Annotated in this window: 18 protein-coding genes and 1 pseudogene; 13 read left to right on the forward strand and 6 right to left on the reverse strand. The window is 70.2% G+C overall.

Annotated features, from left to right (window positions below):
• Positions 1 to 373: 373 nt before the first annotated feature.
• Together ACZ6IM_RS39995 and ACZ6IM_RS40000 are read left to right on the forward strand one after the other, a co-directional pair.
• Positions 374 to 1,157, forward strand: a pseudogene (locus ACZ6IM_RS39995) (IS256 family transposase); the annotation flags it as partial.
• A 55-nt stretch (positions 1,158 to 1,212) separates the two neighbouring features.
• Positions 1,213 to 2,049: an alpha/beta fold hydrolase gene (locus tag ACZ6IM_RS40000; RefSeq protein ID WP_469564013.1), complete on the forward strand. Its 837-nt coding sequence runs from the start codon at positions 1,213 to 1,215 to the stop codon at positions 2,047 to 2,049.
• Between the two features lie 714 nt (positions 2,050 to 2,763).
• Here ACZ6IM_RS40000 and ACZ6IM_RS40005 read toward each other — a convergent pair.
• The gene (locus ACZ6IM_RS40005) at positions 2,764 to 3,033 is read right to left on the reverse strand and encodes a hypothetical protein (RefSeq protein ID WP_469564016.1); all 270 of its coding nucleotides are present in this window, start codon (positions 3,031 to 3,033) and stop codon (positions 2,764 to 2,766) included.
• A gap of 233 nt (positions 3,034 to 3,266) precedes the next feature.
• On the opposite strand from ACZ6IM_RS40005, the gene ACZ6IM_RS40010 reads away from it, so the two are divergent.
• Positions 3,267 to 4,823 carry a hypothetical protein gene (locus ACZ6IM_RS40010; RefSeq protein WP_469564019.1) on the forward strand — a complete coding sequence of 519 codons (1,557 nt, stop codon included), beginning with the start codon at positions 3,267 to 3,269 and terminating at the stop codon, positions 4,821 to 4,823.
• Positions 4,824 to 5,132: 309 nt separating this feature from the next.
• Complete coding sequence (locus ACZ6IM_RS40015) at positions 5,133 to 5,276, forward strand: hypothetical protein (protein WP_469564022.1); 144 nt, start codon at positions 5,133 to 5,135, stop codon at positions 5,274 to 5,276.
• Positions 5,277 to 5,541: 265 nt separating this feature from the next.
• On the opposite strand, the gene ACZ6IM_RS40020 is transcribed toward ACZ6IM_RS40015, so the two are convergent.
• The 3 genes from ACZ6IM_RS40020 to ACZ6IM_RS40030 form a co-directional block, all read right to left on the reverse strand.
• A complete protein-coding gene (locus tag ACZ6IM_RS40020) occupies positions 5,542 to 5,991 on the reverse strand; it encodes a hypothetical protein (protein ID WP_052843462.1) in 450 nt (149 codons plus the stop codon).
• 400 nt (positions 5,992 to 6,391) lie between these two features.
• Positions 6,392 to 7,741 carry a chloride channel protein gene (locus tag ACZ6IM_RS40025; RefSeq protein ID WP_469564051.1) on the reverse strand — a complete coding sequence of 450 codons (1,350 nt, stop codon included), beginning with the start codon at positions 7,739 to 7,741 and terminating at the stop codon, positions 6,392 to 6,394.
• A 796-nt stretch (positions 7,742 to 8,537) separates the two neighbouring features.
• The gene (locus ACZ6IM_RS40030; RefSeq protein WP_469564025.1) at positions 8,538 to 9,911 is read right to left on the reverse strand and encodes a hypothetical protein; all 1,374 of its coding nucleotides are present in this window, start codon (positions 9,909 to 9,911) and stop codon (positions 8,538 to 8,540) included.
• Positions 9,912 to 10,407: 496 nt separating this feature from the next.
• Here ACZ6IM_RS40030 and ACZ6IM_RS40035 point away from each other — a divergent pair, with 496 nt between their 5' ends.
• The 6 genes from ACZ6IM_RS40035 (at position 10,408) to ACZ6IM_RS40060 (ending at position 17,112) form a co-directional block, all read left to right on the forward strand.
• Complete coding sequence (locus tag ACZ6IM_RS40035; RefSeq protein ID WP_469564028.1) at positions 10,408 to 10,839, forward strand: substrate-binding domain-containing protein; 432 nt, start codon at positions 10,408 to 10,410, stop codon at positions 10,837 to 10,839.
• Between the two features lie 583 nt (positions 10,840 to 11,422).
• On the forward strand, positions 11,423 to 11,806 hold the full coding sequence (locus tag ACZ6IM_RS40040; RefSeq protein WP_052843468.1) for a class II glutamine amidotransferase domain-containing protein: 384 nt from the start codon (positions 11,423 to 11,425) through the stop codon (positions 11,804 to 11,806).
• 5 nt (positions 11,807 to 11,811) lie between these two features.
• Positions 11,812 to 14,490 (forward strand): winged helix-turn-helix domain-containing protein, encoded by a 2,679-nt coding sequence (locus ACZ6IM_RS40045; RefSeq protein ID WP_469564031.1) that lies wholly within the window; start codon positions 11,812 to 11,814, stop codon positions 14,488 to 14,490.
• A gap of 98 nt (positions 14,491 to 14,588) precedes the next feature.
• Complete coding sequence (locus tag ACZ6IM_RS40050) at positions 14,589 to 16,244, forward strand: MFS transporter (RefSeq protein WP_052843471.1); 1,656 nt, start codon at positions 14,589 to 14,591, stop codon at positions 16,242 to 16,244.
• Positions 16,241 to 16,774, forward strand: coding sequence for a hypothetical protein (locus tag ACZ6IM_RS40055; RefSeq protein ID WP_052843473.1), 534 nt, complete (start codon positions 16,241 to 16,243; stop codon positions 16,772 to 16,774). The genes ACZ6IM_RS40050 and ACZ6IM_RS40055 overlap by 4 nt, the downstream gene beginning before the upstream one ends.
• Before the next feature lie 140 nt (positions 16,775 to 16,914).
• Entirely contained in the window at positions 16,915 to 17,112 is a 198-nt protein-coding gene (locus ACZ6IM_RS40060; RefSeq protein WP_052843475.1) for a hypothetical protein, read from the forward strand.
• A gap of 49 nt (positions 17,113 to 17,161) precedes the next feature.
• Here the strand turns inward: ACZ6IM_RS40060 and ACZ6IM_RS40065 are convergent, their stop codons facing one another.
• Positions 17,162 to 18,571: a DUF2252 domain-containing protein gene (locus tag ACZ6IM_RS40065; RefSeq protein ID WP_469564035.1), complete on the reverse strand. Its 1,410-nt coding sequence runs from the start codon at positions 18,569 to 18,571 to the stop codon at positions 17,162 to 17,164.
• Positions 18,568 to 19,200 carry a potassium channel family protein gene (locus tag ACZ6IM_RS40070; protein ID WP_469564039.1) on the reverse strand — a complete coding sequence of 211 codons (633 nt, stop codon included), beginning with the start codon at positions 19,198 to 19,200 and terminating at the stop codon, positions 18,568 to 18,570. Before ACZ6IM_RS40070 ends, ACZ6IM_RS40065 begins: the two co-directional genes overlap by 4 nt.
• 995 nt (positions 19,201 to 20,195) lie before the next feature.
• On the opposite strand from ACZ6IM_RS40070, the gene ACZ6IM_RS40075 reads away from it, so the two are divergent.
• From ACZ6IM_RS40075 to ACZ6IM_RS40085, 3 genes are read left to right on the forward strand one after another with little or no spacing between them, the layout of a single operon-like run.
• Complete coding sequence (locus ACZ6IM_RS40075; RefSeq protein WP_469564042.1) at positions 20,196 to 20,669, forward strand: SHOCT domain-containing protein; 474 nt, start codon at positions 20,196 to 20,198, stop codon at positions 20,667 to 20,669.
• A 30-nt stretch (positions 20,670 to 20,699) separates the two neighbouring features.
• Positions 20,700 to 21,146 (forward strand): DUF7144 family membrane protein, encoded by a 447-nt coding sequence (locus ACZ6IM_RS40080; RefSeq protein WP_052843483.1) that lies wholly within the window; start codon positions 20,700 to 20,702, stop codon positions 21,144 to 21,146.
• A gap of 29 nt (positions 21,147 to 21,175) precedes the next feature.
• A complete protein-coding gene (locus tag ACZ6IM_RS40085; RefSeq protein ID WP_469564048.1) occupies positions 21,176 to 21,403 on the forward strand; it encodes a hypothetical protein in 228 nt (75 codons plus the stop codon).
• Positions 21,404 to 21,571 lie beyond the last annotated feature (168 nt).

Consider the following 21,571-nt stretch of genomic DNA (forward strand, 5'->3'; position numbering starts at 1 on the left):
CCACCACCCGCGCCCGAGCCGAACAGCAAGGCGTCGACTGAGTGCCCCTCTGCGGAAAGGGCAGTCATGAGGTAGCCCAGTTGGGGGGCATACGGCGAGAGCGCCGCCGACGAAGGTTCGTTCTGGCGGTGACGCCCTGCACGCCTACGAAGCCGCCTTGGAGCAGGCGGGCGACCAGCATCGGAACGCGCAGCCGCGTTGGCGGGCTCGGCAGTCGGCACAGCGCGGCCTGCAGCTACAGCCGCTCTCGCATCGCATCAACATTTTCCTGCCTCGATAGCGCTGACCTATGCCCGAGCCACCTGACAAACGCTGCTGCTTCTCGGCGACGAGGCCAGGCGGCACGGTCATCACAGCCGCCGTCTTCTACCCGCTCGACGGGCAGGTCACCGCCTTCCGCAACCGGCCTCTGGATGCCGGACCGTACTCGTTCGTCTGGGTCGACGCGCTGACGCAGAAGGTCCACGAGGGGTCGCATCGTCAACGGGCATGCGCTGATCGCGGTCGGCGTCAACGCCGACGGACACCGCGAAATCCTCGGCCTGAACGTGGCCACCGCCGAGGACGGCGCCGGCTGGCCGGCCTTCCCTGTGTTCCCTGATCGCCCGCGGCTTTTCAGGCGTCCAGCTGGTCGTTTCCGACGCCCACGCCGGCCTGGTGGATGCGATCGGAGCGGTGCTGCCCTGCGCCTCCTGGCAGCGCTGTCGCACCCGCTACGCGAGGAACTTGCTGAGCCAGGTGCTGAAGTCGGCCCCACGCCTGGGTGGCCACGCTGCTGCGGATCGTCTTCGCACAGCCCGACACCGACGCGGCGAAGGCTCAGATGGCACACGTCCTCGGCACCCTGGAGGCCAAGTTCCCGAAAGCAGCAGCCCACTTGGACGCCGCCCGACACGACCTGCCGACCTTCACCGCCTCCCGCGGGAGATTTGGCGGCAGATCTGGCCGAACAATCCGCAGGAGCGGCTGAACAAGGAGATCCGGTGTCGCACCGAGGTAGTCGGCATCTTCCCAGACCGCACCCCGTCATCCGTCTGGTCGGCGCGGCCCCGGCCGAGCAGAACGACGAGTTGATCGAGGCCCACCGCTACAGATGTGAGGACTTCGGCGTCGAGCGCCTGCGCACCGATGAGTTTTCCGCGTTGCGGGAGTCCTAGCGGCAGCAAGGCACGCCACAGCAGTACGGCCGCTACGTGAACCGGAGAGATGAATATGTCAACAGCGCGAGAGCAGTCGGCCATAGTCGAATCCCGTGTCGTCTCCGCAGACGGCACCGAGATCGCGTTCGAACAGTCGGGCTGCGGTCCGGCCGTCGTCCTGGTTGCCTCGGCACTGGCAGACCGCTCGGACACGACCAAACTCGCGGCTCTTCTCGCCCAGCACTTCACCGTAATCAACTACGACCGGCGTGGACGGGGTGCCAGCGGTGACGCAAATGCTTACGCCCCCGACCGCGAGATCGAAGACATCGCCGCGTTGGTCGAACACGTCGGCGGGTCGGCGTCGTTGTTCGGCTCGTCCTCCGGAGCGGTCCTCGCCCTGCGCGCGGCCGCCGCCGGAGTGAACGTCGACCGCCTGGCTCTGTATGAGCCGCCGTTCGTGGTCGCCGAAGGCGACGACGGACCACCCACGGATCTCGCGCAGCAGATCACCATGCTGCTTGCGGAAGGGCGGGACAGCGACGCGGTCAGGTACTTCATGACCAGAGTGCAGGGGATGCCCAGCATCGCCGTGCTGTTCATGAAGCTCATGCCGAAGCTGTGGGCAAATCTCACCAAGCTGGCCAGTACTCTGCCCTACGACATCGCGGTCATGGGCGATACTCAGCAAGGCAAGCCGCTCAACGCCGAGGAGTGGAAAGGGGTGGCCGTACCCACCCGCGTGCTGACCGGCGGCAAGAGTCCGGCCGCGTTCCAGCGCGCCGCCCTCGCCGTCACCGAGATCCTGCCACAGGCCGACCACCGCACCCTGCCCGGACTCAACCATGGCGCCGTCGTCATGGCTCCGAGGAAAATCGCCCCGCAGATCACCGAGTTCATCAAGGGATGAGCTTGTCCTTCGAGCGGTTCGACGGTGCCTAGCGTCCATCCGGATACTCAGAAGCTGTGCAATGTCCCGTGATCGGTGTCGCTCCTCGAAGTGCGATGTGTCCGAGGGCTCGTGAGTCCAGGTCAGAGGAAATGAGTGTTCTCGGTGGTTGAGCCGGCGTCGGCGGAACGGGCGGCCAGCATCCTGGCCATGGTTGCGGTAGTAGTGGCGGCGTAGTGCTGCTGGACACGCTGAATGTCCCTGGAGACCGCCAGATCGCGGTCGGGTTGGGCTACGTGGATGTCGGCTTCGAGGTGGCCAAGCCGGGGGCGAGGTGGCGGGGCAGTCCGCGGAAAGCACTACACGGCACAGCACTACGCGGCTGCTGTGTGCGGTGATCGGTCCGACGACGGCGTTGGGCGGCAGGCGGCCGACCAAGCGGTGCGCGGCGTCCTGGACGATTAGTTCGGCCTGGTACGGCCACGGGCTGCGGTCGACGCGGTCCAGGACGTAGGGCGCGATGTCTTCGGCGGGGAGTGGGAGGGGGCGAACCGGGGCACCGCGATGGTGTCCTGCAGGTTCACGGCGGCGGCGCCCCGTGCGCCGCTGGACTGGGTGAATTCGGGGAAGGCCTGCGCCTGGGCGCGCAGCCGGGGCGGTAGCAGGCCGGCGAACTTGGCGATGGCCTGCTGGGCGGCCTCGTCCAGCAGGCCCCGGCGAGCTGGCGCAGGCCCATCAGGACAGCGACCGAGCCGGAGACAGACACCTCCTGGCGTACACGGTGGAGGCACACCGGGTGGCGCCACCGGCCGCCCCGTCGCGTACGACGTCCACCGCCACCCCCGCCACCAACTGCGGGTCGACAAGCGCGACGTCCAGGACGTCGCGCGCACCCCACCCTGCCGTGAACGTGCGGCCCTCCCACGGATGCCCGCCCACCACCGGCACCAGAACCTCCAGGCCGGCCACTCCCGGGCGGTCGCCGGGTCGGTCGTCGACCGGCACAGCGGGAACGTCGACGCCTGGTCAGATACGCGCCTGCAGATCCAGTCGTTGCGGGCGGGACAGTCGTCCGGCGGCGAGGCAGCGGGCACCGCAGTCACGATGGGCACCCGTCCATTCCAAGAGCAGCACATGACGGACGACACGCTGGGTGGCCGTATGGACGACGCCCCGCAGGTTCGGACGATCGCGCCAGGAGCGTGGCCGTACCGTGCCAGCATGGGCGGATGGCCCCTGTGCCCAGCACCCTCCTCTGGCTCTCCGTCGCCGCGGCGCTGACACAGGCACTCACCACCCGGATCCACCTCCGCGACAACCGGACATCGAGCGCGTCCGACCGGCAGAGGGAAATCCCCAACAGAATGGTCCTGCTGGGACTGACGGTCTCGGTGTTCGCCGCCGTGTGGGCTGTTCTGGCAAGCCTCACTCTGGAACGCGGGGACTTCGGGGGTCTCTCCTTCTCCACGGTGCGCGAGGAACTGGACACCACATTCGTCCGCGTCATCCTCTTCGTTTTCGACGTGGCTTCCGGATTCGTTCTCTGGGCTCTGGCGGCCGCGGTGCTGGGTGCGCTCATCGGCAGCCTGATCGTCGGACGTCTGGATGCGACACAGGTCTTCGTGCACGCGGCCACCTTCACGACGACCGCAGCGGCCGGTGTGCTGATCGTCGCCACCGGAATGCACCTCGACTACCGGTTCCGCGTGAGCTGGTTGTTGATCGCTCTGAACACCTTCTGCGGTTTCATGGCAGCCCTGTCGATCCGGGAGGGACCTCCGGGCGGCGACTACAACCCGTCGCCCGCCCGACAGATACGGCAAAGACCGGGATTGGGGCGCATACTCACCGTTCTGGGCTGGACGCTGCGCGCTGTGGCGGGGTCGGCCTTGCTCGTCGCCGGCCCCTTGTACAGCGATCTGGAGGCCGAGGAGACAGTTCTGTCCTGGGGACCCCCGCTCGCGGCGTTCGCGCTCGTGTGCCTCCCGTATCCGGTGCTCGCGACGGGCGGTGCGCTGCTGCATCGGGGCCGACGCCACCGTCATCGGATCATCGCCGATCTCGCGAGCCTCAGCGGCGAGCGCTACCTGCTCCACCTGCGCCCCTTCGCCGTCGACGCGGCGATGGCGCTGCCGCCGGAGGAGGCTCCGGGCTGGTACACCCGCTCACCCTTCGAGATCTCGGGGTCGCTCGAACAGTTCCTGACGCGTCAGTTCCGGGGCCTCGGCCGCGTCATTGCGATCGGGCAGCCCGGCGAGCTCCTGCCGCCGCTCGGGGCGGAGCGCGGCTACCTGCCCGTCGACAACTGGAAGGACACGGTCAGCAACCTCATTAGGGGCGCCCGTGCCGTCTTCCTGACGGCGGCCCCGGGCCCCGGAACTGTCTGGGAGTTCACCGAAGCGCTCCGCACCACCACGCCTGACCGCATTCTGTTGCTCGTCTACGACGAGGATCTCTACGGCGCGTTCCGTGACGCCGTCACTCAGGCGTGCGCGGAAGACATGTCCGCCGGTTCGACTCCCGCTGCTGTGCGGATGCCGCTGCCGCGTGCTCCGTGGGATCTTGCGGCCGCCGCACCGCAAACCAAGGGGGTCCGTTGGGACTTCCCGCTCAAGGGAGTGTTGTCCTTCGACCCTGAGGGGCGTCCCCGCTTCACGCACTTCCTGCCGACCATCCCCCGGTGGCGAACCGTCTGGACCCTGCGCCGACTGGCACGGCGCGACCTCGGGCCGGTCCTCGACGCCGTCTCCCGGCTGCCTGAGCATCCCGCTCCCCCTCCACCGGACACCATGTAGGTCCACGCAGAATGCATGTATGCCAGTCGAGTTGAGAGAACCGAGGGACAGGGGAGACATTGGACGTCGGTAGTTGCCACACCGCCGCGGGCGCGGAGCCCGGACTCGCCGAGGTGGTCCCCGCCCCCGGCTACGTCCTGGGAACCATGACGGCCTGGGTCATCCAGACCCCGGCGCCGCGCAGGACGCCGTTCCGGGCGCCCACACGAACCTCGGCGCCGGCGCAGGAACCATGTGGGAACAGCTGACCGAGGCCACGCGTGCCCTCCCACTCCAACGGCTGCTCCTGCTCGTCCCGGACGGCTGGACATGCGCCCATACGACACGATCCTCGAGAAGAACAAGACAGCGGTCCGCGCCCTCCTGGTGGCCGGCGAAGACCCCTCATGGCGGACCGGCTCCCCGCCGCTCCTCCCTGACCACCTGCCCGACCTGCCGTCCCACGACCGGTGATCGGTGTCATCCACTTCTCACCGCGGGCTCCGCCGGTGGAGGCCCGACACCTCCACACGCCGCGCGCCCCGCGTGTGGCCCTCACCGGGCCGGTCATTCCGCCGGACGCGTCGCAGTGCCACGCCGGCCTTCGACGTCGCGCGACGATGCCGCCTTCTCCGCGGAACTCCTCGTGCGGTGACGGCGGCGGAACGGCCTGCCGCGTCCGGTGACGTGGCAGGCCGCTGGTGGTCACCGCCTGGCGGCGGCCGTCACGCGCGGTGGATCACCGGACGGTGGTGACCCGGTGTTCGGCGCGGGCGGCGCAGTTGGAGCCGGTGATCTGGACGCTGACGTTGCCGATGCTGCCGCCCCAGTCCACGCAGTGGGCCTTGCCGTAGACGTAGGTGGGGCCGGCGTACGAGGTGTACTTCCCGTAGTCCTCGTCGTACGCCTCGGTGTCGGGTACGTAGAGCCACGCGGACATGTCCGTTGCGGTGCCGGGGGTGCTGCGGATGGTCGCGACGCAGTTCTTTCCGGTGGCGGCGTTGTAGGTGAGGTAGACGGTGCCGCGCGAGCCAACGGCAGCCGAGTTGACCGTCTTGTAGCCGCTGCCGCAGACCTTCTCGGGCGTGGTGTTGGGAGCGGCGGACGCGGATGCGGCGAACGCCGTCGCGGTGCCCAGGGCCAGGGTCGCCACGGCGGTGGCGGACAGGACGGAGCGCATGATGCGCATATTTCCCCCTTGTAGTCGTTGGAGTTGTTTGCTCCTGCCTGGTGTGACCACGGACAGCGGGGATTGGTTGTGCTCCGGATGCATCTTTGCCGTCAAATCCTCTGCGACAGACGGGTGTTCGAATGAATTCGGTCGCGCTGCGCCGCGATGGGGTAACCAGGGCACGAGTACCGAGAGGGCCGCGGTAAAGGGCCGCAGCCGAGCCCCGGGCCACGCCGCCTGGCAACCTGCCCGCTGTGGTGGGCGTGCGGGTCCGGTGAGCCGGGCGCCATGTTGAGACGGACCTCGGGACCGCTTCCGACCTCCATTGGAGCCCCGATTGCGGCATTTGCCAGCCAATTCAGGGGTGGAGGGCGCCAGCCCGTGACGGAAGGGGTTGCGGACCCACCCCCCTGGCAGCTCAGCTGCTCGTCGGCCCGTCCGTCACGTGCTCGGGTGCGGTGGTCGGCGGCCGGATCAACCTGAGGGTGAGGACATAGGAAACCACGACCGCCACGATCACCAGCGGCATGACGGTCAGCCCCTCTCGGCCCAGCAGCAGGGTGGCCAGCAACAAGGAGGTCATGGGCAATTTGAGCATCGCCGCCGACATCGCACCCACACCCATCGCAAGCCCGGCGGTCACACCGAGTCCGGGCAGATGGGAGAGTGCGATGCCTCCGGCTGCGCCCACGAACATGGCGGGGAACACCGGGCCGCCCCGGAAAGCTGCCATGGACACGCAGTACGCCACTGCCTTGCAGGCGACGAGCACCACCAGGGCGCCCGCCGAATACCGCGCGCTCGCAGTGAGGAGGGGCCCGAGGCCGCTCTGTCCCGAGTACAGGACTCCCGATGCCGGGTGGCCGGTCCACTCCGCGTAGAGCAGGGCGATCACACCGACGACGACACCCGCGAGCACGGTGGCCATCATCCGTCGCGGTTCGACCAGCTTCAGCAGGCGCAGGGCGAGCCACCGGATCCCGACGCCGAGCAGAGCCGCCGCTGCACCGATCAGGACTGCCCAGCCAAAGCCCGCGGCATCCGGCGTGGCGGCATGGGGGACGTTCGGCAGGGCCAGCGAGTAGGTGCCCAGGCCGGTCCACGAGCCCAGGCCGGTGAAGATGAGCGCACCAATGCCGGAGGCGAGCAACCCGGGCACCAGGACGACGCCGAGCATAGCCCCACCGAAACCGGACATTTCCATGAGTAGGAATGCACCGAGCAGAGGTGAACCGAGCAGGGTGCTGACCGCAGCGAAACTCCCGGAGGCTCCCACGACGGCGGTCGCCTGCTTCGGGAACGGCTTCTGCGCCAGTCGCAGCGCCGCCACGGCAAGGCCGCTGCCCAGGGCGATGAGCGGGGCTTCCGGCCCGATGACAGCCCCGAGGCCGAGTGAGGCCAGCGCGGCGAGTGCCACGCCAGGCAGGTTCACCGGCGGGGTCGGGCCCGAGGCCACGAACCCGTGGGCCGGCTCGTGTCCGCCGTGACCGGGGAGGTATCGGACGATCGGCCCCACCAGGAGTCCGGCCACGGCCAGCAACGGCACCGGCCACCAGTTGGGCGTGCCATGGAAGCCCAAAGCCTCGGGCAGGTCCGTGTAGGTGAGCGACTGGAGCTTGTTGACGAGTGCGAGAAACCCGAAGGCGACCGCTGAGATCGGGACGCCGAGAACCGCCGCGATCAGGAGGAGAACCGCGTAACCACGGCTACGGACGAGGGAGAGCGGGTCTGTGGCGGCTGCGGGGAGCCCTTTTCGGTCAGGCTCCACTGGACGGCTCGCAGAGGTCACGCGCCGAGGCCTCCGACATGAGCGCGGCCCAGTGGGATCGAGCAGTGAAACCGGAGCTGGGGCAGCCGGCCGTGGCCGCCGTGGCGCCGAGGTAGAACCGGAATGAGGACTGACTGGGCCGTGAATCGGCACGCGCTCCGGGCTCAGAAGCGGTGCACCCCGCTGGGCTTGGAACAGCGGCTGTCTCCTGCGACATCACGACCCTCCTGGACGCAACCTTGACCGTGACCGCCCTGTGGTGGTGACTCCGACAGGGGAGGATCAGAACACACGGCGTGGACTCGGCCCCCACCCACGCACTCACCCTCGAGACCGATCATGGTGGCCAATGTCCGATTCCGCATCACGGCATACGCGTGCCGGAGCATCTGCCAAGCGGGTCAGATGTCAGCCCGGTGCAGCACGACAGTCGGGCGCCGTGACAACTGGGCGAATGTCAGTGCCCCAGGCGGTCGCCGAGTCGAAGGCCGTACGGAACACGTACGCGAAATCTACGGTTAGGAGGGCACGCTCCAGGGTGAGCTTCTGCGTGATGCGATCCGCGACGATGACGTGCGGGTCGGTCTGCTCGGTAGGGCACGTCTAGGAGCAGGCCCGTCGCCGGTGTCGAGGACGTCGAACACGATCCGTGACGACGATCAGCTCGCCTTCCACGACGCGCGGGCGCCCGCAGCGCCCGGCCTGCGGTGGCGATCTGGGGGACGGCTGGCTGAGATTGGCGCCCTCGTTGATCGGCCGGGCTGCGGCTCGCTGGTACGAGCAGAGGCGTGTGGCGTCACCCGGAGTTGTAGCCCCACCGAGCCTGGCCGTCCTTGCCCATGAAGCACTTCGCCGGTCGCCCGTCGCCGGCCGTCGCGGTGGCGCCGACAGAAGAGCAGTACTGTCCGAACTGGACACCCGCCCGGCCGGTGCCGCTGCTGCCACTCGAACCGCCGGTGCCGCCCGAACCGCTGGAGGAACCGCCGCTGCCGGAGCCCGTGCGGTTGGACGGGCCGTCACCGGTTCCGCCTCCCCCGCTGCCGCCGCCGGAGGTGCCGTCGGACGGCTGAGGACGCGGCTCGGGCCTGGGCTTGGGCTTGGGCTTGGGCTTGGGCGTCGGGCTCGGGTCCGGGCTGGGCTCGGTGCAGGAGACCCCGGGGCCGAGCAGCCACAGGTCGGGCCGCGTCGTATCCGACACCTCGCTGCCTGGCGCCGGGCGCTGTCGGCACACCTGCCAGTCGGCCAGGTCCTGCCACCCGCCTTCGTCCAGGCGCTCGCCGGTGTGGGCGTGGAAGGCATCGACTTGGTCGAGCCCCAGGTCACCGAGGGCGCGCGAGGCATCGTCGAACTGCTCACCGACCAGGCCGGGCATCGGGATCCGGCGGGAGTCGTGCAGCCATGCCGGGCACGCCTCGTGCTCCGGCACCGCGTAGAGCGTCAGCGTGGTGAGGGAAGGCCAGGCCGGCACGTCGGCGGACGGACTCTGGAAGCACACCCGCCAGCCCGGCGCGGTGGGCTTCACCGGCCGGCGGGCGGAGGAGGCGTCGGCGGCCGAGATCTTCCGCCACCCGTCGAGGCGGGCCTTCGCCACCGCCGAGGCGAGGGACGTGCCGTTGAAGTCGGGCATATCCACGGTGCGGTACGTCCGGTCCTGCGCCACGGCCTTCTCCCCGCCCGAGCCCGGGTTCAGTCCGGCGAAGGCGACCACGGCCGCTGCGGCGGCCACGGAGACGGGGTGCCTGCGCAGCCATGCGGACAACCGCCTGCCGCAGGCGGGGCGCAACGGCGAGTCGGTTGGCAGAAGCCGCCCGACCGTGCCGAGGAGCTCTCCCTTCGGGTCCAGTTTCGAGCCGTGCAGCTTATGCGGCTTGCCGTCGACCAGGACGTCGACGGAGCCGAACATCCCATACGCGCGGCGCAGGATCAGCAGGGGCGTGGGGACGCGGGCCGCCTTCGGCGCCAGCAGGTTCCGGACGAGGACGAGGCCGCGGGTGGTGAGTGCGGCGTAGCCCCAGCCGTCGTGGTACAGGGCCATGACCACCTCGCCGGACGCCAGCTCACCAAGGAGCGCTTTCGCGCAGTCGTCGGAAAGGGAGATGCTCTCGCCGGCGGCGGCCCTGGCGGTGCGGTGGTCTTTCTTCAGCAGGCGCTGCACGGCATTCTCGGACATGCGGGGATGCTAACGGCCGTTGATCCACTACTGAACACCCGTACGTAATCTGGCCTGGTTCCACACCTTCGGCGCGTCTTACCAGGCGTTTTCGCAGACGACGGGAGCAGACCCTCCGTCGGCCCACACTCCGGCCCCACACCATGGGACAACTGGTTTCGGACAACGGGCCGTCGACCCCCTGGCCGTCCAACCACCGCGCCGGGCCCTGGCCCGGGCAGTTCTCCGCTTCCCGGCCGGGGCCTTCCCCGTCCACTCAACGGCATGTGGTGCTGAGACCGCGGCACCGGTACATGGTCGCATTGAGGGTGCTCAGGGATTCGGGCTGGAGTCGGTCGGTCGTACACAGCGGAATCCGATATGGCTGGTGGTGTCGCGCGGGCCGTGCGCCTGGCGTGCGGCAGGGCGGTAGCGGTGGCAGTAGGAGGGTGCGCATAGGTGTGAGCTGTTCGACCTGCTCGCCTCCGCGGAGGACCGGCCGACCGCCCTCTTCGCCGTGAACGACTTCGCGGCCATCGGCGCCGCCGGCGCGGCCCGTGACCTCGGGCTGCGCATCGGGCGGGACCTCGCGCTCGCGGGGTTCAACGACACGCCTCTCGCAGCGGAACTTCCCATCCCCCTCACCAGTGTCCACTCCCCCATGGCGAGCAGGGGCGCCGCGCCGTCGGCTTCTTGGTACGCCGCATCGCCGGAGAAGACACCCGGTCCGAGGTCCTCGCGCCCCGCCTCATGGTCCGGGAGTCCACTGCCAGAAGTGTGGACAGTCCGTGATCCGGTACCGCGTCGAGGCTGGACCCGACATCGGACTCGGATGACCGATCGTGCCGCTCCGAGAAAAGAGATGCGCCAGGTCGGTCAGCAGGCGGGGGCGTCAGGGCGGCGCAGTCCGCAGCTCTCGACGGCCCGGAACCGAGCCGGGTGCATGTGATCTCCCTTCGGGCGTGCGGCCTGGCGAGTCCCAAGGAGCGGACATGGAAACTGAGATCGTCCGGGCAGTCGATCAGATGGGCCCATACGTGGCGGCCGCGGTCGCCGCATACCGCGCCAACGTCCTGTCCCGCGCCGAGGACGCGGCCCGCCGATGCGGCGGTGAACGCTGGACGGCACCATCCTTCTCGGAATCTGTCGGAAGCCGTGCCGTCAGAGATCGTCCGTTCGACCACCCAGCGGAAGCTGCCCAGGCCGGTGCCCTGGGGCCGGCCTCGTTCGGCGATCACCGGCCGTGCCGGATTCCGCGCTCCCGAAGGAATCGGCGGTACTTGGCGTGGTGGTAGCCACGGTCCGCGAAGAACATGTCCGGCCGCCCGCGCGGCCGGCCGACCACTCCCACGACCGCTGGAATCGTGTCCAACAGGAATGGGATAGCGGGCACCCCCTGTCCGCATGCCCGGATGACTGCCGGAGGCGATACTGGTAGCAACCGCCGGACGACGCCCGGCGTGCGCCGGAGCTGCGGAGTAGTCCGCGGCCGGCCACCGTGGGGCGCCTTCGCCGCCGGAAGGAGCGTCACGATGTGCCGCTGGATCGCCTACTCGGTGTCGTCCGTCCTCCTCAGCCGGGTTCTCCTCCAACCGGGGCACTCCCTGGTCGACCAGAGTCTGCGCCCCCGCACGGGTGCGAAGACGATCAAGGGCGACGGCTTCGGTAGCGGACCGTACCCGCAGGACAGGGAAACATCCGATTCAGCGGTCCTGCGGGAGGTCGACTCGGCCTGGAACGACGGCAATCTTCAGGAAGCCGCCCACCACACGCGCTCGGGGCCATCCTTCGGGCGCATCGGGGCCTCGACGGGAACGGCGGCGGAGCAGAGCAGCTACGGCGTCGTCCAACCGGGCGGGGGCATGCTCGACCGCTTCAGGCCCGAGTACGCCGAAGGGACGGGGTCACAGGGGTGAGGAGTGTGAGCACAACCGGCGGCAGAGCCCGAACACCGGCCGATGCGGGCACCGACCCATTGGGCGATCCGTACCTGCGCACACGATTCGCCCTTCCCTGTCGACCTGCCACCTTCCTGCGGCGACAGCGGCTCACCGTGCATCTCAATCAGGCCCTGCGCACCCCACTGACGCTGGTCAACGGGTCGGCCGGCGCCGGCAAGACACTCCTGACGGCCGACTGGGCCGCGGAGCTGCGGCTGCCGGTCGCCTGGCTGACCGTCGAGGCCGGCGATCACCGGCCCGGTGTCTTCTGGGCTTACGTCTTCGAGTCCCTGCGTGCGTGCGGGACCAGCGCGGCCGGCACCGCCGGGGCGTCCGCGGACTCGAGCGGTGTGGGATGGAGGCTGCTGGGTTCGCTCGCCGCCGAACTGAACGCCCTCGACCGTCCCGTGGTCCTCGTGCTCGACGAGTACGACCGGATCATTGCCCCTGAGGTCGCGGAACAGCTGGAGTTCGTCCTGCACCACTCCGGGCAGGGACTGCGCCTTGTCCTCGTCACCCGCACCGAGCCGCTGCTCCCGCTGCACCGCTACCGGGCCGCCGACGAACTGACCGAGATCCGCGGCGCCGAGTTGTCCTTCACCCCGGAGGAAGCCGGTGCGCTGCTGCGACTGCACGGGCTGCGCCTCCCCGAGTCCGCCGCGTCCGCTCTGGTGGACCGCACCCGGGGCTGGGCCGCCGGGCTGCGGCTGTCCGCCCTGGCGGCCCGGGAGAGCACCGACCCCGAGCGGTATCTGAAGGAGTTCGAGGCGGACCACAGCACGGTCGCGGACTTCCTGCTGGCGGAGGTCCTCAAGGGGAGGACGGAGGAGACGCAGGACCTGCTGCTGCGGGTCAGCGTCCTGGACCGGTTCTGCCCGGGCCTGGCCGACTCCCTCACGCTGCGGACCGACGCCGAACGCCTCCTCGCAGAGCTGCACCGGGAGAACGCGTTCATCGAGCGGCTGGGGCACTCCTGGTACCGGCTGCACCCGCTCTTCCGGGAGATACTCCGGGCCCACCTGCGCGAACGCATGCCCGGTGCGGAAGCGGAGACGCACCTGCGAGCCGCGCGATGGCTACGCCGTTCCGGCTTCCTCCCGGAGACACTCGCCCATGGAGCCGCGGGCGGCGACTTCGACCTGGCCGCCGGCGCGCTCGTCGACGGCCTCGCGATCGGGCAGCTCTTCACGGGCCTGCGCTCGGACGCTCTGGCCCAGCTCTTCGCCGGCATGGGGCCCGAAGCGGGAGGCCCGGCGAGCGACCTCGTGCGGGCGGCCGGCGCACTGGACCGACGCGACCTCGGGCAGGGTCTGGACCGGCTGCAACGGGCTCAGGAGCAGCTCTCCGGAACCGAGGACTCTTCCGGCCTGGTGGCGGCCCGGCTGAGCTGCACGCTGCTGGAGGCGCTCGCCGCCCGGCTCACCGGATGCCCTTCGCGGGCCGAGCGGGCCGCTGCGACGGCCGAGGAACTGCGCCAGGACCTGCCCGGCCATCTGCTGGACGCGCATCCGGAACTGACCGCCCTGCTGCTGACACACGTGGGTTCGGCCCGCCTGTGGGAAGGACGCTTCGACGACGCACGTGCCGTGCTGAACCGTGTGGCCGGTGCCCCGGGCGGATCGGCCACCGTCCTGCCTCGAGTGGAGTCGATGGGGCACCTGGCCCTGCTGGACTACCTCAACGGCTGGCTCGGCCGTGCGGAACGCAGGGCTCAGGCCGCGGTGTCCGAGGCGGAGCAGACAGGACTGCCCCGGCCTCCCGGCGCGGGCCTCGGCCGGCTGGTCCTGGCCGCGGTCGCTGTGGACCGACAGGAATTGGGCCGGGCCCGGGACCTGCTCGACGAGACGGCCCGGCCCCCGGCGCGGGAGCACGATCCGGTGCCGATGGCGGGGCGCGCCCTGGCCCTCTCTCACCTTCTCCTCGACGAGGGTGAGACACGCGCCGCCGCCGAGGCGGCGAAGCCGACCGTGGCAACAGCCGTAGCTTCCCCCTGGGCGGAGAGCCAGGCGGCAGTCGTCCGCTCCGCCGTCTGCCTCGCCGACGGACGGCCGGACGAAGCCGTGCGGCTTCTCGACGGCGTCTCGGTCGAATATCCGGTGTGCGCCGTGGAAGCGGCGGGGATCCAGGTCGCCGCGGGGCGTCCCCGTGCAGCGGCCGAACTGCTCGGCGCCGTGCGTGCCGAGGGACGCACCGGCCCCGCGGCGAGCGTGGGGGCGGCGCTGGTGCGGGCCCGGGTGGCGCAGGAGTCGGGGGACACGGTCACCGCCCGCCGGCTCGTCGCACGTGCTCTGCTCGACGCCCGGCGCGAGCGTCTGCGGCGCCCTTTCCTCCAGACAGGAGACTGGATCGAGCCGCTACTGGCCACAGCCCCGCTGCACGAGCTCGCCGAGGGCTGGCTCCTGTCCGGCCGACCACGAACGCACGGTGAGCCGGTGCGGCCCGCAGCCGGTCCCGCGCTCTTGGTGCCGGTGGAGCTGAGCGGACGCGAACGTGATGTGCTGCGACGGCTGGCCCGCATGATGTCCGCGGAGGAGATCGCCGCCGACCTGTACGTGTCGGTCAACACGGTGAAAACCCATCTCAAGAGCGTCTACCGGAAGCTGGCGGTGAACCGGCGCGGCGACGCGGTACACCGGGCGCGCGACCTCGGCCTCCTGTGACCTCCCCCGCGAGGGGTGAGGCACGCGGCGCCACCACCGGGATGGGATGGGAGGAACGTGCCGCAGCGCACCGGTCCGACCCGGCGAGGTGAGACGACGTGAAGCACTGGCGGGCCCTGGCAGTCCTCGGTACGGCCCAGTTCCTGATGGTGCTGGACACCTCCGTGATGAACGTGTCGATCAGCCAGTTGGTCGAGGACTTCGACACGGAGGTCACCGCCATCCAGGCCGTCATCACCCTGTACGCGCTGGTCATGGCGGCGTTCATGCTCATCGGTGGCCGGCTCGGGGACATCCTGGGCCGGCGCCGCATGTTCCTCACGGGACTGGCCGTGTACGGGGTCGGCTCGGCCGTGACGGCCGTGGCTCCCACGCTGTGGGTCCTCACGCTGGGCTGGTCCGTCGTCGAAGGGCTCGGGGCCGCCATGGTGCTGCCGGCCATGGCGGCGCTGGTCGCGGAGGCGTACCGCGGACGGGACCGGGCCGTCGCCTACGCGGTCATCGGAGGGCTCGCCGGCGCCGGGATCGCGGTCGGCCCGCTGCTGGGCGGCTGGATGACGACCTACCTCACCTGGCGGCTGGTCTTCGCCGGTGAGGTACTCGTCGTCGTGGCCGTGCTGCTGTGCCGGCGGGTGATCGCGACGCCCGCCCCGGCCGCGAAGCGCCCCCGGCTGGACGGGGTCGGCGCGGCACTGTCCGCCGCCGGGCTGGGTCTGGGCGTCCTCGGGGTGCTGCAGAGCAGCACCTGGGGCTGGGTCGAACCACGCAATCCTCCCTTCACCGTCCTTGGCTTCTCCCCCACCCTGTTCGTCGTCGGAGCCGGAATCGCCGTGCTGGCCCTGTTCCGGGGCTGGGAACGGCGGCGGGAGACCCGGGGGGCCGACCCTCTGGTGCATCTGTCCCTGCTGGGCAGGCCCGTACTGCGGGCCGGCCTGACGACGCTGCTCAGCCAGAACCTCATCCTCCTCGGCCTGTTCTTCGCCATCCCGCTCTACCTCCAGGTGGTGCAGGGCTTCAACGCCTTCCAGACGGGGCTGCGCCTGCTGCCGGTGTCCGCCACCATGCTGGTGACCTCCCTGTGCGGGTCCGCGCTGGGGCGCAGGATGGGACCGCGCCGGGTGGTGCGGCTGGCTCTGGTGATTCTGGCGGCGGCCGTGGTGTGGCTGCTGGCCACGATCGACCCGGTCATCGACGACGCGCAGTTCGCCGGGGCTATGGCCGTGCTGGGCGTGGGCGTCGGTCTGCTCGCCTCGCAGCTCGGCAACGTCGTGCAGTCCGGTGTCGGTGAGGAAGAGCGCAGCGAGGCCGGAGGGCTGCAGTTCACGGCCCAGAATCTGGGCTCGTCGCTGGGCACCGCGCTCATCGGCTCGATCCTGGTCGGCGCGCTGGCAGGCGCCTTCACCACGCAGGTCGCGGACGACCCGCGGCTGTCCCCGGCCGCCCGGGACGAGGTCGGGGTCCGTCTGGAGGCCGGCATCACCTTCGTCCCGACCGAGCAGGTGCGTTCCGCGGCCGAGGAGGCCGGGCTGCCGCCGTCCGAGGTTGACGCCGTTGCGGACTCCTACGCCTCCGCCCAGTTGGACGGGCTGAAGGCGGCGATCCTGGCCACGGGCGGCATCGCGCTCGCGAGTTTCCTGGTCACCGCGCGTCTGCCGACCGCCCGGGCAGGCCGCCCGTCCGAACCCGAACCTGTCCCCGTTGCCGGGACCCGGACAACCGGGCCGACGGGCCGAGCGCGGAGGAGACACAGGTGACCGCGGGCGACACCGGGGCAGGGCGGACCACGGACGGGCGAGAGCGGCGAGCCGCACACCGGGCCCACGCTGACTACACCGGCGGTGTCTACGGCTCCATGCTCGCGGCCTCCGTCGTGATCGGCGCCGGCACCCTGGGCTCGTTCCCCCGTGCCGAACTGGTTCTGCTGCTGTTGCTCACCAGCCTGGTGTTCTGGATCGCCCACGTCCACGCCGAGCTGTTCGGAGCGCGTCTCGCGCGGCGCACTCCGGACCGGCGGGTGATCCTGCGTGTGTGCCGCGAGGAGTGGCCGATCGTGAAGGCCGCCGTGCCTCCGGCCGCGGCGATCGCCTTCAGCCCACTGCTGGGGCTGGACGTCCAGGGCATGCTGTGGCTGGCGCTGTCCGTCGCCGTCGCCGGACAGGTGGGCTGGTCCGTCGCCGCGGCACGCCGCGCGGGCGCCTCGCGCCGGCTGGTGGCCACCACCGCGACGGTCAACGTACTCCTCGGTCTGGTGATCGTCGTCGTCAAGATCGCCGTGACGCACTGAAAGGCACTGGCACCGCGGCCGGAGTCACCTGTACCGGGTGAGGACGCCGGAGGCCGACGAGCGCAGGATCATCACAGAGAACACCGTCCGCCCCGAAGCCCCGGACGGTGTCCCGAGCCCGTCCGGCGGAAGGACCGCTCGTGCGCTACGAGATCCGAATCGAGGGACACCTGTCGGAGACGCTGGCCAACGCGTTCCCGGAACTGGAGCACGTCGTCATGTCCGGCCAGACCGTCCTGTTCGGCACAGTGATCGACGAGGCCCATCTGTACGGGTTGCTCACCCGCTGCCAGTCACTGGGCCTGCGCGTCATGGAGATGCGGCAGCTTCCACAATGACGCCGACCGGCGGTGTGTGCCGGGTCCGCTCGCCGTTCCCGGGCCATCCTCACAACCGGGCGGCCGTGACCCTGCCGGAGCGGCAGGCCGCCCGCAGGGCTTCGTGGTCGCGTTCGTTCTGGTCGGCGTAGGACTGGGCGAACTCGGTGAGCGCGCGGTCGAAACGGTCGCTGCCACCCAGATACGCGGCGAGCGCGACGGGGTCACCGGAGCGGGCGTGGGCCCGCGCAAGGCAGGCCCCGCACAGCCGGGCGAAGAGGGAGAGCAGGCCGGGTCCCATGGTCTCCGGGCGCGCGATGCCCTTCCAGTCCCACAGTTGGCGCACGTAGAAGTCCCGGCCCTTTCCGTCGAGGCCGGTGACGCGCGTCCAGCCGAGGAAGATGTCGCTGGTGGTCTGGATCAGGCGTTGGCCGGTCACGACCCGGCGGCCCTGGTTGTCGTGGCGTTCGCCGCCTGTGTGGGCCGCCAGCACCGATTCCGAGGCTTCCTTGGCCTGGAGCAGCAGAGGATCGTCGTCGTCCCTGCCGAGCAGGAGCAGTACCCAGCAGCGGGTGCCGACGCTGCCGACGCCGACCACCTTACGAGCCATGTCCACGAGCCGGTAGTGGCGCAGCAGGTGCCGGCGCTCGGGCGGCAGGGACCGTGCGTAGCCGTTCACGACGGACCGCAGTTCCTCCTCCCGGCCGGCCTCGGCCGGGTCGGTGAGCAGATCGCCGAGCGGGGTGATCAGCGGCGGGTCGGGGGTGATGCGCCGGCCTTCGGCCGTGACCCGGGTGAGCTTGGCGAACGCTCTCATGTGTGTGCGTGTGCGGGCTTTCACGGCCGCGTTCCTGAGCCGGTGTTCCGCGTCCCCCGCGGCCTCCGTCGCCAGCAGTTGCCGTACGTGGTCGGCGTCGTCCTGGGCGTACCAGATGTCCAGGGCCGGCATGCCGGCGAACTCCCGCATGCGCTCACGGTAGGCCCGCACACAGGCCCGTACGGTGCGGTTCTGCTCCTTGGGCGAGAAGCCGTTCGCCCGGGCCGCGATCACGAAGCCGGCCGCAAGACGTTTGACGTCCCATTCGAAGGGGCCGGGCAGCGTCTCGTCGAAGTCGTTGATGTCGAAAACGAGGCGGCGCTCCGGTGAGGCCAGGAGCCGGAAGTTCAACGGGTGCGCGTCCCCGCACAGCTGCACCTGGAGTCCGCTGTCGGGCAGGGGTGCCAGGTCCGCCGCCATGATCGCTGCCGCGCCGCGGTAGAAGCGGAACGGCGACTCCAGCATGCGGCCGTAGCGGATCGGCACGAGTGCCGGGACGCGCTCGCTGGACTGGCGCTCCAGCAGGTCGACCGGGTCGTTCCGCCGTTGCCCCGTCTCGTACCAGCCGTGGCACGAACGCGAGGCCCGTTTACGGGCCTTCCTGCCGTACGCGGCTCGCTCGGCCGGCGACAGGGACGCGGTGAACGCGCTGAGTATCGTCATGGTCCGGCCTCCGGTTGTTCCGCGGATCCGGCCCCGGAGCGCGGCGCAGCCGTCGGCTCGCGGCGCCGGCGGTTCAGCCCCGCCTGCACCGCGCTCGCGAGCACCCGGGCGGCGACACCGACGAGCAGCAGCCCTCCCGTCATCTGCACCATCGTGAGCACCCGCCCCGTCTGGGAGCGTGCCGTGATGTCGCCGAAGCCGACGGTGGCGAAGGTGGTCAGAGTGAAGTACAGCGAGTCCGTCCTGTTCAGCGGCTCGCTGAACGAGCCGGGCGCGGAGCGGTCCAGCAGGTAGTAGGAGCCGGCGAAGAGGACCAGGAAGAGCACCACCGTCGCGGCCAGGCCCTCGACGGCTCTCAGACGCGGATGAGGGGAACGCGTGATGGCCCGCACTTCCCAGCAGAACACCAAAAGGACCGCGAACAGGCCGCACACCAGAAGCACCGACGTACCGGCCGTGAGCCGCTCGTCCATGGGCAGCAGATAGTAGGCCGTGACAAGCCCGACGGCGACGAACACAGCACGCGCCACAGCTACCACCGCTGCGCCTCTGCGAGAACGGAGCCCGCCACGCGGGGGCGGTCCTGACGAGGTGCGGCCCCCGCTGCCTCCTGAGGTCGTATCGCTCATCTCACGTCTCTTAGTCTTGTCCGGGCCCGGTGAGCAGATGTTCCCTGATCCCACCTCACTGCCGCGCCAGCAGTACGGGATCACCCCAGACGGGTGACGGCGGCCCCCGCTGCCGGCCCTGACCCTGGACTGAACACGTACTCGTTCTCCGGCTCACCGGCCGTCCGCGTCGGACGGTCCAGCGGCGACCGGCCAGTCCACGAGGAAGCGCCACGACCGTGCCCGTGATGCGGCGGAACCCAGCGGCCGGAGAGGCAAGTCCGGCAGGGCGGTTCCCGGAGCCACGGACGACCCCGCGCACGTCCTCACCCGGCTCGACCGACCCTGGACCTGGCTCATGGGATGGGCCATCGCCACGCTGGTCCCCCGCCCGGGAGGCACACGAAAGGCTGCCCGGGCTACTGCTGGCCGGGGTGTCGTGGCTGCTCAACCCGCTGCAGACCATCGCCGCGCTGTCGCCTATCGTCGGCATGGTCTGGCTGGTGTCCGGCATCCTCACCCTCCACGCCGCCCTGGCCGCCGAGAGCCTGTGCACCGCTGCCTCGTCATGGTGGCGGTACTGGTGGTCGACGCCTGCATCGTCGTCGTCACGCAGCCGCGCGAGTCACGGCGACCACCGGTCCGGCCCTGCACCGAAGCGGTGTGGACACCGGGGCCACGGGACGTCTGCCGGCGCAGCGCCGGACGTGGGCCACTGGCACCGTCGTCGCGGCGGGGAACGTTGCCCCCAGTTGTTCTGGAACCACCCCACGGTCACCACCGCGGCGCTCGTCCTCGGGATCACCTCGGCCACCCTGGTCGTCCTGAGGCAGCCGCCGCACCGGCACCTCCGTCCACGCACAGCCTCATGAACGACCGCAGTGGCGCCGGGCAGAAGCAGCGGCCGGCCCGGCGGCCAACTCACCCGTGCCGGGTGATGCCGGGCGCTGATCCCCATGACCACCCTGAGGTCAGTACGCAACGACGGCCGGGTACGCCCGGGACGGAGGACGGACATGAACGCGCAGACCTACCTGGCGTACGACTACCCACTGCTGAACGTGTTCTGGACCATGCTTCTGGTCTTCCTGTGGATCATGTGGTTCGTCCTGCTCTTCCGGATCATCGGGGACATCTTCCGCGACGACCGGATGAGCGGCGGGGCCAAGACCGGCTGGCTGGTGTTCTGCATCCTCCTGCCCTTCCTCGGCGTATTCGTCTACGTCATCGCACGGGGGAAGAACATGGGTCAACGGGAGACGGCGCAGGCCCGTGCCCGTCAGGAGGAGTTCAACGCCTACATCAGGAAGACCGCGAGCGGTGGAGAGCGCACCAGCGTCGACGAACTGGCCCGGCTCTCCGAAATCCGCGAACAGGGTGCCATCACGGACGAGGAGTTCCGCAGGGCGAAGGAGCTGGTCCTGAGCGGCCACGGGCCGGCGCAACACGCGGGCCACGCCCCCACCGCCTCCAGTCCTTCCGCCCGCTGACCATCCGCACGTCACGAATCGAGGCGCACGATGACCGCCACACACACCCGGACGACGCCCTCGCCGAGGCAGGCGTGGGCGACCGGCCTGACCGTCTTCGCCGCCGTCATGCTCCTGCTCGTCGGCCTCCTCGACATCCTCCGGGGCATCATGGCCATCGCCAAGGACGACGTCTTCGTCACCACGCCCGACTACGTCTTCCAGTTCGACCTCACCAGCTGGGGCTGGATCCACCTCGTCCTGGGCGTACTCGCCGTGATCGTCAGCGCCGGGCTGCTCAAGGTCGCGACGTGGGCGCGCGTGTCCGGTGTGGTCATCGCCGCACTCGTGATCCTCGCCAACTTCCTCTCCATCCCGTACTACCCACTGTGGTCCGTCGTGGTGATCACCATGTCGGGCTTCATCATCTGGGCCCTGAGCGTGATCAAGCCCGGTGGCAACCTCTACGACCTCTCCGGGGAACGCACCCCGGACTAGACGTGTGCGACAGAGCGAAAGAGCGACACGTGGATGCGCGAGGCACGGACACGAGCCGGCAGCGCGGGAGCAGCGTACTGCCCGCGGCCGAGGGCGGCACCGCTCTCGGCCGCATCTCCCTGCTGGCTCTGCCGACCTGCATCCTGGTGCCGCTCGTCGCCGCCGGGATATACGTGGAGCTTCCACGTCCTCCGGACACCTCCACCGTCCATGACCTCACCCGTGCGCTCACCGACCAGCTCCGCCCAGGGACGTGACCGTCAGTTTCGGCGCCCGCCGGCAAGCCTCCGTCGAGTACCACAGCCACGGTCGGGGCGGACCCGTGACGGGCTAGTCTTCTGAGTCAGGAATTCTGTTCAGTTGTGTAGGGTTGCCTGGTGGCGCGTACTGGGCGGCCGAAGGCCGAGTTGATCCTGTCGGATGCG

The sequence above is a fragment of the Streptomyces sp. NPDC042336 genome, from assembly GCF_055581985.1.

Bases quoted from the DNA above. Each gene is read 5' to 3' on its own strand.
- ACZ6IM_RS40000 (WP_469564013.1), top strand. From the start codon at position 1,213: ATGTCAACAGCGCGAGAGCAGTCGGCCATAGTCGAATCCCGTGTCGTC.
- ACZ6IM_RS40015 (WP_469564022.1), top strand. From the start codon at position 5,133: ATGCGCCCATACGACACGATCCTCGAGAAGAACAAGACAGCGGTCCGC.
- ACZ6IM_RS40020 (WP_052843462.1), bottom strand. From the start codon at position 5,991: ATGCGCATCATGCGCTCCGTCCTGTCCGCCACCGCCGTGGCGACCCTG.
- ACZ6IM_RS40030 (WP_469564025.1), bottom strand. From the start codon at position 9,911: ATGTCCGAGAATGCCGTGCAGCGCCTGCTGAAGAAAGACCACCGCACC.
- ACZ6IM_RS40040 (WP_052843468.1), top strand. From the start codon at position 11,423: ATGTGCCGCTGGATCGCCTACTCGGTGTCGTCCGTCCTCCTCAGCCGG.
- ACZ6IM_RS40065 (WP_469564035.1), bottom strand. From the start codon at position 18,571: ATGACGATACTCAGCGCGTTCACCGCGTCCCTGTCGCCGGCCGAGCGA.
- ACZ6IM_RS40070 (WP_469564039.1), bottom strand. From the start codon at position 19,200: ATGAGCGATACGACCTCAGGAGGCAGCGGGGGCCGCACCTCGTCAGGA.
- ACZ6IM_RS40075 (WP_469564042.1), top strand. From the start codon at position 20,196: ATGAACGCGCAGACCTACCTGGCGTACGACTACCCACTGCTGAACGTG.
- ACZ6IM_RS40080 (WP_052843483.1), top strand. From the start codon at position 20,700: ATGACCGCCACACACACCCGGACGACGCCCTCGCCGAGGCAGGCGTGG.